Origin of the sequence: Paraburkholderia madseniana (assembly GCF_009690905.1) — a bacterium.
Lineage (GTDB): Bacteria > Pseudomonadota > Gammaproteobacteria > Burkholderiales > Burkholderiaceae > Paraburkholderia > Paraburkholderia madseniana.
Genome location: NZ_VOSW01000004.1, coordinates 26337 through 40116 on the forward strand (window position 1 = coordinate 26337; position 13780 = coordinate 40116).

Below are 13780 nucleotides of genomic sequence, written 5' to 3' on the forward strand. Positions count from 1 at the left end.
GTGTCTGAGCTTAAGAAGCTTGCGAGACTGGGCTGAGCAGACTCATCAATCGGGCGGGCACGCTAAGCCGTGTTCCGGCAGCGCCCTATATCGGGCGAGTCTGGATGGACGCACACGCAATTTAGCGATATTCTTGTTCTTAAATTTGACCAATGTTCATATATAGGTTCGCGCAGCAGGCTGTGACGGAATTGGAGAAGGCCTCAAATGAGTAGTCACGCGAGCATGGCGAACTAACGACAGGACGATGGAGATGAATGCAGGTCCGCTTTCACATGACCCTTTAATGGATGTGCCGTATCGCCCCATTCGCCTGGGCGGTACGAAGGCGACTGTCGAATACCGTTCTGACGGGAGCGTGGTCTATGAACTGGAGGAGGCGCTGGAGCCCTATCCGGCGCGCTTGACTGAGCGGCTGGTGCATTGGGCCAGTGTCGCGCCCGAGCGGCCGCTGCTTGCACGGCGCTCAGCCGATGGCGCCGGCTGGGAGCATCTGACCTACCGCAAGGCGCTAGACGGCGCACGTTCGCTCGGCGAGGCTCTGCTCGCACGAGGCCTGTCGCCCAGCAAGCCGCTGATGATCCTTTCGGACCGCAGTTTCGAACATGCGCTGCTTGCACTCGCGGCGCTCCATGTCGGTGTGCCCTATGTGCCGGTTACGTCAGCGTATTCGCTGCTGTCCGAGGACTTCTCCAAGCTCAAGCATCTCGCCGCGGTGTGTACACCAGGCCTGGTGTTTGCAGACGACGGGGCGCTCTACGGCCGGGCCCTGCGGGAGGTGTTCGGCGAGGTCGAATGCCTCGTGAGCCGCACGCTTCCAGAAGGGCGCGCGGCTTCGCTCTTTTCTGACTGGCTTGCGACACCCGTTACCGCTGCCGTCGATCAGGCGTTTGAAAGTGTCGGTCCCGATACGGTAGGCAAGATCATGTTCACGTCCGGTACGACCGGCGCGCCGAAGGGCGTGATTTATTCGCAACGAATGTTGTGCAGCAACCGGCAGCAGGTCGCACAGACCTTCGCCTTTCTTCAGAGCGCGCCTCCTGTGCTGGTGGATTGGCTTCCCTGGCATCACACTTTCGGCGGCACGCATAACTTCGGCATGGTGCTCTACGGCGGCGGGACGTACTACATGGATCCCGGTAAGCCTACGCCGGAGCAGATCGGTCCGACCGTCGAGGCATTGCGGGAAATCGCGCCGGTCATCTACCTCAATACGCCGCAAGGCCTGGCAGCGCTGATCCCGCATCTGCGTGCCGATGATGCACTGCGGCGCAACTTCTTCAGCAAGCTGGCGTTGATCTACTATGGCGGCGCCAGCTTGCCCGAATACATCTGGGCCGCATTCGACGAGCTCGCGGTCAGGACGATCGGTCAGCGCGTGCTGATCATGTCCGGCCTTGGCGGCACCGAAGCCGGCCCCACGCCGATGTCGGCGGCGTGGGATCCACGCCGGGAAGCGATTGCCGGGCTTCCGGTGCCCGGTGTCAAGGTCAAGGTGGTTCCGGTTGGGGCGAAGCTGGAGATACGCTATGCGGGCGATTGCGTAACGCCTGGTTACTGGAAGGATCCCGAACGGACCGCCGCGTCATTTGATGAAGAGGGTTATTTCTGCTCGGGAGATGCCGGCACGTTCATCGATCCGCAGCATCCGGAGAAGGGTTTGCGCTTCGATGGACGGCTCGCGGAGAACTTCAAACTTTCCACCGGCACCTGGGTGAACGTGGCTGAACTGCGTCTGCTTGCGTTGAACCTTTTTTCCCCTTATGCACGGGACGTTGTGATTGCCGGCCATGATCGCGACTTTCTCACTGCGCTCGTGTTTCCGGACCTGGAGGCGTGCAGGGCGTTGTGCGACGACCTGCACGAGCCTGCGCCGGACGCGCACCGGATCGTCCGCAGCACGGGGGTGCGTGCGCACTTTCAGCGCGGGCTCGACGCGTTGGCGACACAGCCCGGCGGTAGTTCGAGCCGAATTTTGCGGGTCGCGCTCGAGAGCGAGCCGCCCACGCTTGATAACGGTGAATTGAGCGCAAAAGGCGCGATCAGTCAGGCCAACGTCCTCGCGCGACGCGGTGACGTGGTGGCCGAACTGTATGAGCCGGTGCCGACGCCCCGCACGCTGGTGGGTCGAAACGCCGGCTCCGCGAGCGCTGCAGGCGAGATCCGTCGAACCGAACCCTAGGAACCCACACGATGGATTTTCATGTCGAGCCCGCGGACAAAACCTTCCGCACCGAGGTGCAGGATTTTCTGCATACGCATTTACCTCGCGATCTCGCCTGGCGCGGCCAACAGGGATTTCTCGCGGGCGACGACGATGCGTTGCGCTGGACTCGCATCCTGCACGAAACGCGAGGCTGGTCGGTGCCGCATTGGCCGGTGGAGGTGGGCGGCACGGGGTGGAGCGCGGCGCAGCGCTATATCTTCGAGGAGGAGTGTTATCTGGCCGGTGCGCCCGCGCAGAATCAGGCCGGCGTGTCGTTGGTCGGGCCGGTGATCTGCGAATTCGGGAATGCAGAGCAGAAGCAGCGTTTCCTGCCGCCGATCCAGCGTGGCGAGGTCTTCTGGACCCAGGGCTTTTCCGAGCCCGGATCGGGTTCGGATCTTGCATCGTTGCGCACGACGGCCGTTCGTGATGGCGATCACTACGTCGTCAACGGCCAGAAAATCTGGACCAGCTTCGGCAGCTATGGCCAGTGGAACTTCGTTCTGGTCCGCACCGATTCGCAAGCCAAACCGCAGAAGGGCATTTCCTTTCTGCTGCTCGACATGAGCTCGCCAGGCGTGACGGTTCGGCCCATTGCAACGCTGGACGGTTGCAACCACCTCGCCGAAGTGTTTTACGACAACGTGCGCGTCCCGGTGGAGAATCTGATCGGTGAAGAAAACAAGGGCTGGGGTTATACGAAATTCCTGCTGTTCAACGAGCGCGCTTTCCTCGGCGCCGAAGCGCCGGCGCTGAAGCGCTATTTGCGCAAGATTCGTCACTATGCGATGCGTGAGCGTACGGGCGGCATTCCCTTGATCGAAGATCCGACGTTCGCAGTCAGGCTCGCGCAATACGAACTCGAAGTGCTTGCCATCGACATGGCGGTGCAGAAGATTCTGCATCAAGGGCTCGACGAGCGCAGCGGTGGTATGGCCATCGGTTCGATGCTCAAGGTGCGTGGTTCCGAGTTGCATCAGAAGCTGACCGAGATGCTGCTTGAGGTGATCGGCGATTACGGCGCGGTGTTCTACGCCGATCCGAACGAAGAGCACGCGCTGCGGGAGCAAAGCTTCGTGGGACCGGACTACGCGCCAGGTCTTGCCGCCGAGGTGTTTTACCGGCGCGCCTGCACGATCTACGGCGGTACGGCCGAAATCCAGCGGAACATTATTGCCAAGGCGTTGTTTGGCCTGTGACGGTTGAGTGGACGCCATAACGCAAGGCACTTCACTTCATACGACATCACTGCTCCGGCCTCTGGCGAGCAGGAAAGGACGCAGCATGAACTTTGATCTGAGCGACGAACAGCAGATGTTGCAGGACAGCGCCCAGCGCTTCGTGCAGAAAGACTACACCTTCGAACACCGCCGCAAGCTGGCGGCTCATGGCGGCGGCTTTTCGCGCGACATGTGGCGCGCGTTCGGCGAGATGGGCTGGCTCGGCGTCGCGGTACCCGAAGCATTCGGCGGCCTGGGCTTTACGCCGGTGGAGAGCGCGCTCATCGCGGAGCAGTTGGGGCGGGGGCTGGTACTGGAACCTTACGTGATGTGTGGTGTGTTCCCAGCGGCGCTCGTTACCCGTTGCGCGAGCGGCAAACAGCGCGACGAGCTGCTGGCAGAGATCATCTCGGGCGAAACGCTGATTGCCGTTGCACACAGTGAGCGGGAAGCGCGAGGCGTCGTGTCGCACGTGTCGATGACAGCAAAGCAGGCTCAGGACGGCGCATGGAGACTGGACGGCCACAAGACGCTGGTGGTCGGTGCAACGATGGCTGATCGTCTGATCGTCGTTGCGCGGGTGGCCGGGGGAGTGCGCGATGCGGCTGGGCTAGGGCTGTTCGTCGTCGATCCTCATGCGGCCGGCGTGACACTTGAGCCGTACCGCCTGCTTGACGGCACACCTGCCGCCGACCTGGTCCTCGCCAGCGTGACCGTCGAGGCGAAAGCGGTGATCGGCACACCCGGCGAGGCGCTGAAGGGCTTGCTGGCCGCGGTGGACGAGGCGATTGTCGCGAGTTGCGCGGAGCTGGTCGGCGACATCGACGACACGGTTGAACTCACAGCCGAATATCTGAAGACACGTAAGCAGTTTGGCGTGCCGATCGGCAGCTTTCAGGCGCTGCAGCACCGGATTGCCGACATGGCGATCGATGCCATGCAGGCGAGGGCAACGCTGCATCGGGCACTCAAAGCGCTGAGCGACGATAACGGCACGCGCAGCGTGGAAGTGTCGGGTTGCAAGGCGCAAACCATCAGGAGCGGGAAATTCGTCACGCAGCAAGGTATTCAGCTGCACGGCGGTTACGGCATTACCGACGAGTACAAGGTCGGCCATCACTACCGGCGCACGCTGATCGTCGACGCATTGTTCGGCAACATGGAGTATCACCTGAATCGCTACGCACGCCAGATTCAGGCTGACGCCCGCGCTCTGGCTGCGTAACGTACGTCGCGCAATCGTCACTTCACATACTTGCGAAACTCCGGTTTGCGTTTCTCACGGAACGCGTTGCCGCCTTCCTTCGATTCGTCGGTGTCGTAGTAGAGCGCCAGCGCCTGCATCGCGAACGCGCCGATGCCGCGGATATTTTCGCTATCGATGTTGAACGAACGCTTGGCAAGTGCGATGGCGGTCGGGCTCATCTGCAGAATCTCGTCACACCATTTTTTCGTTTCGGCATCTAGCTGGTCCGGCGGCACCGCGGCGTTGATCAAACCCCATTCGAGCGCTTCTTTCGCGCTGTACTTGCGGCACAGATACCAGATCTCGCGGGCCCGCTTTTCGCCGATGATCCGCGCCAGGTATGCTGTACCGAAACCGGGATCGACGGATCCCACCTTGGGGCCGACCTGACCGAAAATCGCGGTTTCCGATGCGATGGCGAGGTCGCAGATCGTGACGAGCACGTTGCCGCCACCGATCGCATAGCCGTTCACGCGTGCGATGACCGGCTTGGGAATGTCGCGAATGATGCTTTGCAGTTCTTCGATGGGCAGCCCAACCGTGCCGCGCCCACCATACCCGTCGCCGGACTGGTCGCCGCCGGTGCAGAATGCCTTTTCGCCGGCGCCGGTCAGGACCACGACGCCAATCTCCTTGTTCCATCCAGCCTTGCCGAATGCCTTGATCAGTTCTTCGCAGGTATTGGCGTTAAACGCGTTGTAGACCTTCGGGCGATTGATGGTGATCGTCGCGACGCCGTCGGCTTCGTGATAGAGAATGTCCTGAAATTCCATTTTCCTGGTCCGGTTGCGGGTTGAATAAGCGGAGCGTGGCGTTCAGCCGGCCATCGTCAGTCCACCGGAGATGCTGATCACCTGGCCGGTGATGAACGCGGCATCGTCGCTGGCGAGGAATGCGACTGTTCCGGCGATATCGCCGGGCTCGCCCATGCGGCCGAATGGCACTGCCTTGACGAGCGCCGCCTTGATCCGGTCACCTTTCTCGCCCTGCGCGAGGTTGTCGAGCAGCGCGGTGGCGGTGGGGCCGGGACACACGACGTTGATGGGAATCTGCTGCCGCGCCATTTCGCGCGCCATGGTCTTCGAAAAGGCGATGATGCCGCCCTTGCAGAACGAATAGACCGCTTCCATCGACGACCCGACGCGCCCGGCATCGGATGAAATATTCACGACCTTGCCGCGGCCGCGCTCGGCCATCCGCTTGAGCACGGCGTGGTGCATATTCAGCGGGCCGTACAGGTTGATGGCGACCACCTTGTCCCAGAACGGCTTCTCGGTCTGGAGGAAAAAGGCGCCCATGTCCCAGCCCGCGTTATTCACGAGCATTTCGATCGGACCGAGTTCTTCCTCGACTTGGGCGACCGCCGCATTCACGCCAGCGTGATCGGTGATGTCGACGCGGTACGCGCGAGCCTTGCCGCCGGCGGCTTCGATTTCAGCCACGACACGATCCGCGTTTTCGATATTCAGGTCGAACAGCGCGACGATGGCGCTTTCTTCACCGAAGCGTTTGCAGATGGCAGTGCCGATACCGCCCGCGCCACCCGTGACGACCACGACCTTGTTCTTGAGACCTTTCATTTTCGGATTCCTCGCATGATTTAGCGGAGCGCTTCGGCGCCCGTCAAGCCTTGGTGATAGTTTCAGGCGCATCCGTCGTATCGACCAGCGTGCGGCCACTCAGGCTGGCCGCCTCGCTAGCGGTGTAGCCGGCCTCGAGGAGGACTTCAATGCTGTGCTCGCCCAGGTTCGGCGGCAGGTAGCGGACATTGCCCGGCGACTCGGAGAAGTGCACAGGGATCGAGGTCATGACCATGTCGCCTTCGGTTGGGTGCTCGAAGTGCTGGAAGAACCCCGTCTCCTTGATGTAGTCGTCCTGCATCAGGTCGTTCAGCTCGCGTACCGGGCCGTGCGGCACATCGGCGGCTGCGAAGATGGCGTTCCACTCGGCTGTGGTGCGAGTCAGGATCGCGTCGCTGACTGCGCGGTACAACTCGTTGATGTTGCGCATGCGATCCGCCATATCGCAAAAGCGCGGGTCATTGAGCAGGTGCGCTGCGTCAATCGCGCACAGCACGCGCCGCCATTGCTCGTTGTTGACCGCCAGCAGGCAGATGTGGCCGTCTTTCGTCGCATAGGGGCGGCGGTGGGGCGAGAACATTCGGGTATAACCGAGGCCCTTGCCGTCAGCCGAGCCGAGCGCGCCCTCCCACAAATGTTCGAACAGATTGAACTGCAGCATCGTTTCGAACATCGGCACCTGCACGCACTGGCCGAGACCGGTGCGCTCGCGGTGGTACAGCGCCATGCTCACCGATGAGGCCAGCACGTAGCCGCAGAACTTGTCGACGATCACGGTGGGAAAATAGCGCGGCGAGCCGTACGCATCGCGATTCATCGCGGCAATGCCGGTTTCGCCCTGGATGACGTCATCGAACGCGGGGCGGTCCTTGTAGGGGCCATCGGGGCGGTAGCCCGGGCCCGATGCGTAAATGATGCGCGGATTGCGTGCCTTGATGCTTTCGTAGTCGATCCCCAGACGCTTCGCCGCGCTCGGCCGCATGCTGTGAACGAAGACATCCGCGGTCTCGGCGAGCCGCAGCACCGCTTCGCGACATTCGGCCAGCTTCAGGTTAAGCGATACGCTCCGCTTGTTGCGGTTCATGATCGTGTAGAACACCGCCATGTCCGGGTTGCGGCCAGGACCGTTCTTGCGGTTCTGGTCGCCTTCCGGCGGTTCGATCTTGATGACGTCCGCGCCCATGTCGCCGAGGAGCTGCGTGGCGACGGGCCCAAGCACATTGATGGTCAGGTCGATCACGCGCACACCGGTCAGCGGGCCGGTCGGAAGATCCAGGGGTTGCTGTGGGGTGTGCATGGTCAGGCCTCGTAGGTTTTACCCTTTACCAGCCGCAGCGGCGTATAGACCATGACTTCCGAGCCGTCCTGCTTGAATACCCGGTTGCGGGTGCGTACGAGTCCGAGCCCAGGTCGCCCATTGCTGGCTCGGCATTCGATCACTTCGCACTCGGCATGAATCGTGTCCCCAACGAAGGTCGGGCCCTTGATGTCGAGTTCCATGTTCAGGAATGCAAAGCCGACACCTTGCATCGTCGCCTGGGTCAGCAGTCCTTCGATGAACGTAAACACCAGTGCACCCGGTGCGACCCGGCCCTTGATCGCGGAGGTCTCTTTCAGAAATTCGGTGTTGGTGAACAGCACTTCAAGCATGCCCGTTACCGAAACAAAGTTGACGACATCCGCTTCGGTCACCGTACGGCCGACGGTTTGGAATCTGCGGCCAACGGGCAGATCTTCCCAATGAATCCCCAGCCCAACTGTTTCGATTTCTGCCATTTGTCTGTCCTTCCTCTTGTTGTCGCGCGCCGTTAGGGGCAGGGCGTGTTGCTCAGCTTTTCGTGACCCGTCCGAGGACGCTGTCCGCGACGATGTTTCGCTGGATCTGGTTGGTCCCCTCAATGATCTGAACCACCTTGGCATCGCGGAAATAGCGGTTGATCGGGTATTCGTTCGAGATGCCGGCGGCGCCGAACAGTTGCACGGCGTCGGTGGCGACCTTCATGGCGACGTCGGAGGCGAACATCTTCGCCATCGCCGCCAGCGGCGCCAGCTCGCGCCCGGTCAGGCCCGCATCCACCATTGATGCGGTGCGGTAGACGAGGTGGCGCGCGGCTTCGGTCTGCGTGACCATGTCGGCCACCATCCAGCGCACACCTTGGAAGTTGCTGATGGTTTGCCCGAAGGCGACGCGATCCTGAATGAAGCGAAGGGTGTGATCGATCGCACCCTGTGCAATGCCCACGGCGCGTGCCGCCACGATCGGCCGGCTGGTGTTGAGCGCTTCCATCGCCACCTTGAAACCTTGCCCGCCTTCAGGGCCGAGCCGGTTGTCGGCGCTGATAAACGCGTCGTCGAAGAACAGCGGACAGGAGGGCACACCGCGCGCGCCCATCTTGTCTTCCTCGCGCCCGATCGTGAGACCGGGTGTCTTGCGATCGACGATGAACAGGTTGATGCCGAGCGGCTTGCCTTCTTCATCCAGCGTTTTCGCCGCCACCAGCATGAAGTCGGCGATGTGCGAATTGGTGCACCAGATCTTCGAGCCGTTCAGCACATAGCCGTCTTTCTGGCGGCGTGCGGTGGTGCGGATGCCGGAGACGTCAGAACCGCTCTGCGATTCCGTGATGGAAAGCGCGCCCCGTAGTTCGCCCGACGCAAGCCCAGGCAGCAGGCGTGCCTTCTGCTCTTCGGTGCCGCCCTCCAGAATCGCGCCGAACGGGGTCCATTGCACGACGAGCAGATACCCCGTGTTGTAGCAAACCCGCCCGAATTCCTCGACGGCGATGCAGGCCGACATCACGCTGCCCGCCCCGCCGTAGGCCTCGGGAAAGGGCAGCGTGAAAAGACCCAGTTCCTTGAGCAACGCGTACATGTCGTCCGGATACTCCGCGGTGCGGTCGATTTCGTCCGCCCGCGGCGCCACCCGTTCCGTTGCGACGCGCCGTATCAGGTCACGAATCTGGATCTGGTCGTCTGTTAGTTGATAGGTCACGTTGTAAGTCTCTTGCGAATGGTGCGAGCCCCGATACGTAAACGGCGTTCTGAAACACGTATGAATGGAACGCACGATCGAGGTAAATCCGGTATCTCGTGTTCTTCAAAATACTGAACAATGTTCGATAACGTAAACGATGGCATGGTGCTCGTCAAGCGTGATGTCGAGCGGACAGGGGTTTGCCCGTAGTGCGGAACGGGCGTTGTTCCGATGTAGTGAGAGCCTTGTCGGGCGGCGCACCGAGGCCGTTCGGCGAGATTGACATGGTAGTTGCTGCGTGTTTAGAATGTGGAACGTTGTTCAGTTATTTGATTGATTCCGATCAAAAACAGAAGTTACGGCTCGGTTTGGCATCAAGGCCCGTGGCGGAATGCATTGGAGGAGCGGGAAATGGAGTCTGTTTGTCCTGAAGTCGACTATCAGAAGTTTCTGGCCGAAGGCCGCTTGATGATCCAGCGCAGCCGCAGCAGTGGCCGGCACGTGTTTTATCCACGGGTAGCCGAGCCGGTCACCGGCGCACGCGATCTCGAATGGGTCGAAGCCTGTGGGCGGGGCACGGTTTACTCCACGACGGTAGTGAGGCAGAAGGCACCTACGCCGAGTTACAACGTCGCGTTGATCGATCTCGACGAAGGGGTCCGGATGCTCAGCTGTGTCGAAGGGGTCGAACCGGACGCGGTGCGTATCGGCATGCCCGTTCAGGCGCGGATCGTATTCAGGAACGACGCGGCACTGCTCGTGTTCGAGCCTGCCTGAGGCAAGCCAACCGGCAGCGCGAGGAAATGCGCGTGCTGCACCGACGAGAGACAGATCGCATGGAATTCAACTTACGTGGCCGCACCGCACTGGTGGCCGGCGCGACATACGGAATCGGCGAAGCGCCTGGAATGTCCTCGCTGGATCTCGCAGCGCGGGCATCGGTCGATGCGCTGGCGCAGATCGGCTTGTCGCCGGGCGATGTCGACGGCCTGTTCGTTTGCATGCCTGACGACATGTTGTCGGGCCTGACATTCGCCGAATACCTCGGCATCCACCCGAAGTTCACCGATAACAACCGCAGCGGCGGCTCGGCATTCGAGATCTATGCGCATACGGCGGCCATGGCGCTGGTGACGGGCCAGATCGATGTCGCATTGATCGCTTATGGCAGCAATCAGCGTAGCGGGGCGGGCAAACTGGTGCAGTCGTCGCGTCCGTCGCCGTGGGAGAGTCCATATAAGCCGATGAACCCGGTGTCGTCGTATGCGCTGGCCGCGGCCCGCCATATGCACCAGTACGGCACGACCCGCAGGGATCTCGCCGAAGTGGCGGTGGCGGCGCGTCGATGGGCCCAGCTCAACCCTGAAGCCTTCGTGCGTACACCTTTGTCTATCGACGACGTGCTGGGGGCGCGCCTCGTATCCGATCCGCTTTCCGTGCGCGATTGTTGTCTCGTGACCGACGGCGCCGCCGCGATCGTGATGGTGCGTGCCGAACGGGCGCGCGACCTGACCGACAAGCCGGTCTATCTGCTCGGCGCGGCGTCGGCCACGTCGCATCGCGAGATCGCGAGCATGCCCGATCTGACCGTGACGGCGGCGAGGGAATCCGGACGACGCGCGTATGAGATGGCCGGCGTCGGCGCCGGCGATATCGACGTCGCGATGCTGTACGACGCGTTCACCATCAACACCATTCTGTTTCTCGAAGATCTTGGCTTTTGTCCGAAGGGCGAGGGCGGCCGATTCGTTGCCGACGGTGCGATCGCGCCTGGTGGGCGGCTGGCGGTCAATACGAATGGCGGTGGCTTGTCGTGCGTGCATCCCGGCATGTACGGTTTGTTTCTCATGGAAGAAGCGATGCGCCAGTTGACGGGGCGTGCCGGAGAGCGCCAGGTGCCCGGCGCGCGGCTTGCTGTCGCGCACGGCAACGGCGGCGTATTGTCGAGTCAGGCTACCGTGATTCTCGGTACCGAAGAAACGCTGTGACAGGCGCCATCCGGGCGGCGATGCCGGGTCGAAAGGAGACACGCAGATGAACGAACAGACCACCGAAGACGCGACACAGATCGTGCAGGTCCGGAATGACGGGGCGATAGCAATCGTCACCCTGAACTACCCAGAACGGCGCAACGCGTTTTCACTGAAGATGCGCGAGACGCTGTATGAGCGCCTGCATCACCTGATGCACCATGAGGACGGTTGCCGGGCGATCGTGCTGACGGGCGCCGGCAATACGTTTTGCGCGGGCGGCGACATCTCGGAGATGAAGCCGCGCAAAGTGCTCGAATACCGCGAGCGCAACCAGTTGCCGCTCGCAATCTTCGAGCTGATGGTGTCGGGGCCGAAGGCCATCGTCGCTGCCGTCGAGGGTTTTGCGTTTGGCGCAGGCCTTTCGCTCGCCGCTGCGTGCGACATGGTGGTCAGCTCATCGGCGGCACGTTATGCGAGCGCGTTCGTCAAGGTTGGATTGATGCCGGATACGGGGCTTTACTGGTCCCTCGCGCAACGTGTCGGCGGTGGACGGGCGCGTGAGCTGATGCTGAGCGCCCGCGAATTCGACGGTACGGAAGCCCTGCAGATCGGTTTTGCCAATCGGCTCGTCGAGCCGGGGCAGGCACTTGCTGCGGCGCTGGAAATCGCCAACCAGTACGCGGCGCTTCCGGCGGTGGCCACGGCGCATCTCAAAGCGGCGCTGGCAACCGGTATCCGCACACTCGACCAGGCGATCGAAACCGAAGTCGATTTGCAGCCCATCCTGCGCCGCAGCCGTGAGCACCGGGAGGCGGTCAGCGCCTTCATGGAAAAGCGCAAACCGGTATTCGTGGCCGACTAGGGGGAGCACACCATGAGCGAAAAGCATACGGACAAGAGCGACGCGCCCGCATCGATCGAGGTGACCCGGGACGGCCTCGTGGCCATCGTCACGTTGAACAATCCCGGCCGCCGCAATGCGATGGGGCGGCAGATGCGTCAGTTACTGCGCGACACGATGCATCGCCTGCTGACGGCCGATCCCGAATCGCGCGCCATTGTGCTTACCGGTGCGGGCGAGCACTTCTGCGCCGGCGCCGATATCTCCGAAATGACGCAGCGGACCATTCTGCAAAGCCGCGAAATTCTGGCTGAATCGTGTGTCGTCGTGCGCGACATGCTGGCGGGCGCGAAACCGGTTGTGGCCGCTGTCGAAGGTGTGGCGTTCGGCGCGGGGCTGTCGCTGGCGGTGGCAACCGATTACGTGGTGGCGGCGTCGAATGCGCGCTTCTGCGCGGCGTTTCTGCGGGTCGGGCTGATTCCCGACACCGGTATTCTGTGGACGCTTCCAGAAAAAATCGGCATGGCGCATGCGCGCGAAATGCTCTCGCTCGCGACGGAAATCGATGGCGTGAGGGCTGGTGAGATCGGTCTCGCGAACGAGGTCGTCGAACCGGGCGCCGCACGCGCAGCGGCGATCGAAGTGGCCCGCGGCCTCGCCGCTCATCCGCCGCTTGGCGTCGCGCTGCTCAAGGCGGCGCTGACCGACGGCGCCGCCACCATGGACGCGGCGTTGCGTGCCGAGATCGACTATCAGCCGCTATTGCGGCAGTCCAAAGATCATCAGGCTGCATGTCAGGCGTTTTTCGACAAGAGCACGCCGGTGTTTACCGGCCAATGAACATTGGAGAGTCTCCGATGAGTGTCGAGCGAAATGAAGCACCGATCGGCGTGGATGGCGTACCGGGCACGGACGAACTGAATGATCTCGTGCAGGTGCGCCACGAGGGCGACGTGGCGGTTGTCACGATGAACTATCCGCAACGCCGCAATGCTTTTTCGATGGCGATGCGCGTTGCGCTGATCGATGTGTTCCAGCGCCTTTTTCACGAGGACGCGGCCACGCGCGCGATCGTACTGACCGGCTCAGAGGGTCATTTCTGCGCGGGCGGCGACCTGTCCGAAATGCAGGCTGCCACGCCAACGCTGCTTGAACTACGCGAGCGCATTGCCGTCGGCGTGCGTCTGTTCCGCTTGATCTACACCGGTACCAAGCCGGTTGTCGCGGCGGTCGAGGGCACGTGCTTCGGCGCCGGTCTATCACTGGCTGCCGCGTGCGATCTCGCGGTAAGCAGCAGTGCGGCGAAATACTGCTGTGCGTTCACCAAGGTGGGCTTGCTGCCCGACACCGGCCTCTTGTGGACGCTGCCGCAGAAGGTCGGCGGCGGCAAGGCGCGCGAATTGATGTTGAAAGCGGACGTGTTCGACGCGGCCACGGCGCAGCGCATCGGCCTTGTCAATCAGACCACGGAACCGGGCGGCGCGCTCGATGCGGCGATCCGGCAGGCTGCGCGCTTTGCGAGCTATCCGCCCGTTACGCTGGCGCTGCTCAAGGCGAGCCTGGTCAACGCAGGGAATTCGATTGAAGACGCGTGGCGGCTGGAAGTCGATCTGAATCCATTGACACGGCAAACCAGCGACCACACTGAAGCCGTGGCGGCATTCATGGAGAAACGCAAACCCGTGTTTACCGGCACCTGAGCGTCACGGCGCTTGTGCCGCTTCGTCTTGTCGCGCGTTG

At 62.2% G+C, this 13780-nt stretch carries 13 protein-coding genes; 8 read left to right on the forward strand and 5 right to left on the reverse strand.

Annotated features, from left to right (window positions below):
* The first annotated feature begins 253 nt into the window (after positions 1–253).
* From FSO04_RS03230 to FSO04_RS03240, 3 genes are all read left to right on the forward strand, one after another.
* Positions 254–2182, forward strand: coding sequence for an AMP-binding protein (locus FSO04_RS03230; RefSeq protein WP_154558331.1), 1929 nt, complete (start codon positions 254–256; stop codon positions 2180–2182).
* An 11-nt stretch (positions 2183–2193) separates the two neighbouring features.
* Positions 2194–3405, forward strand: coding sequence for an acyl-CoA dehydrogenase family protein (locus FSO04_RS03235; protein ID WP_154558332.1), 1212 nt, complete (start codon positions 2194–2196; stop codon positions 3403–3405).
* An 85-nt stretch (positions 3406–3490) separates the two neighbouring features.
* Positions 3491–4651, forward strand: a complete 1161-nt coding sequence (locus FSO04_RS03240) for an acyl-CoA dehydrogenase family protein (RefSeq protein ID WP_154558333.1) — start codon at positions 3491–3493, stop codon at positions 4649–4651.
* Positions 4652–4668: 17 nt separating this feature from the next.
* Here FSO04_RS03240 and FSO04_RS03245 read toward each other — a convergent pair whose 3' ends face one another.
* The 5 genes from FSO04_RS03245 to FSO04_RS03265 are packed head-to-tail and all read right to left on the reverse strand — an operon-like array spanning position 4669 to position 9244.
* Entirely contained in the window at positions 4669–5445 is a 777-nt protein-coding gene (locus FSO04_RS03245; protein ID WP_154558334.1) for an enoyl-CoA hydratase-related protein, read from the reverse strand.
* A 42-nt stretch (positions 5446–5487) separates the two neighbouring features.
* Positions 5488–6252 (reverse strand): SDR family oxidoreductase, encoded by a 765-nt coding sequence (locus FSO04_RS03250; protein ID WP_154558335.1) that lies wholly within the window; start codon positions 6250–6252, stop codon positions 5488–5490.
* 43 nt (positions 6253–6295) lie between these two features.
* Positions 6296–7549: a CaiB/BaiF CoA transferase family protein gene (locus FSO04_RS03255; RefSeq protein ID WP_154558336.1), complete on the reverse strand. Its 1254-nt coding sequence runs from the start codon at positions 7547–7549 to the stop codon at positions 6296–6298.
* Between the two features lie 2 nt (positions 7550–7551).
* Positions 7552–8028 carry a MaoC family dehydratase gene (locus tag FSO04_RS03260; protein WP_154558337.1) on the reverse strand — a complete coding sequence of 159 codons (477 nt, stop codon included), beginning with the start codon at positions 8026–8028 and terminating at the stop codon, positions 7552–7554.
* Positions 8029–8080: 52 nt separating this feature from the next.
* Positions 8081–9244: an acyl-CoA dehydrogenase family protein gene (locus FSO04_RS03265; RefSeq protein ID WP_168435550.1), complete on the reverse strand. Its 1164-nt coding sequence runs from the start codon at positions 9242–9244 to the stop codon at positions 8081–8083.
* Between the two features lie 393 nt (positions 9245–9637).
* On the opposite strand from FSO04_RS03265, the gene FSO04_RS03270 reads away from it, so the two are divergent.
* The 5 genes from FSO04_RS03270 to FSO04_RS03290 are packed head-to-tail and all read left to right on the forward strand — an operon-like array spanning position 9638 to position 13740.
* Positions 9638–10003: a Zn-ribbon domain-containing OB-fold protein gene (locus tag FSO04_RS03270; RefSeq protein ID WP_154558338.1), complete on the forward strand. Its 366-nt coding sequence runs from the start codon at positions 9638–9640 to the stop codon at positions 10001–10003.
* Positions 10004–10062: 59 nt separating this feature from the next.
* Positions 10063–11214: a thiolase gene (locus tag FSO04_RS03275; RefSeq protein ID WP_154558339.1), complete on the forward strand. Its 1152-nt coding sequence runs from the start codon at positions 10063–10065 to the stop codon at positions 11212–11214.
* 46 nt (positions 11215–11260) lie between these two features.
* On the forward strand, positions 11261–12061 hold the full coding sequence (locus tag FSO04_RS03280) for an enoyl-CoA hydratase/isomerase family protein (RefSeq protein ID WP_154558340.1): 801 nt from the start codon (positions 11261–11263) through the stop codon (positions 12059–12061).
* A 12-nt stretch (positions 12062–12073) separates the two neighbouring features.
* Positions 12074–12880 (forward strand): enoyl-CoA hydratase/isomerase family protein, encoded by an 807-nt coding sequence (locus tag FSO04_RS03285; protein WP_154558341.1) that lies wholly within the window; start codon positions 12074–12076, stop codon positions 12878–12880.
* A 17-nt stretch (positions 12881–12897) separates the two neighbouring features.
* Positions 12898–13740: an enoyl-CoA hydratase/isomerase family protein gene (locus FSO04_RS03290; protein WP_233464727.1), complete on the forward strand. Its 843-nt coding sequence runs from the start codon at positions 12898–12900 to the stop codon at positions 13738–13740.
* The last annotated feature ends 40 nt before the right edge of the window (positions 13741–13780 follow it).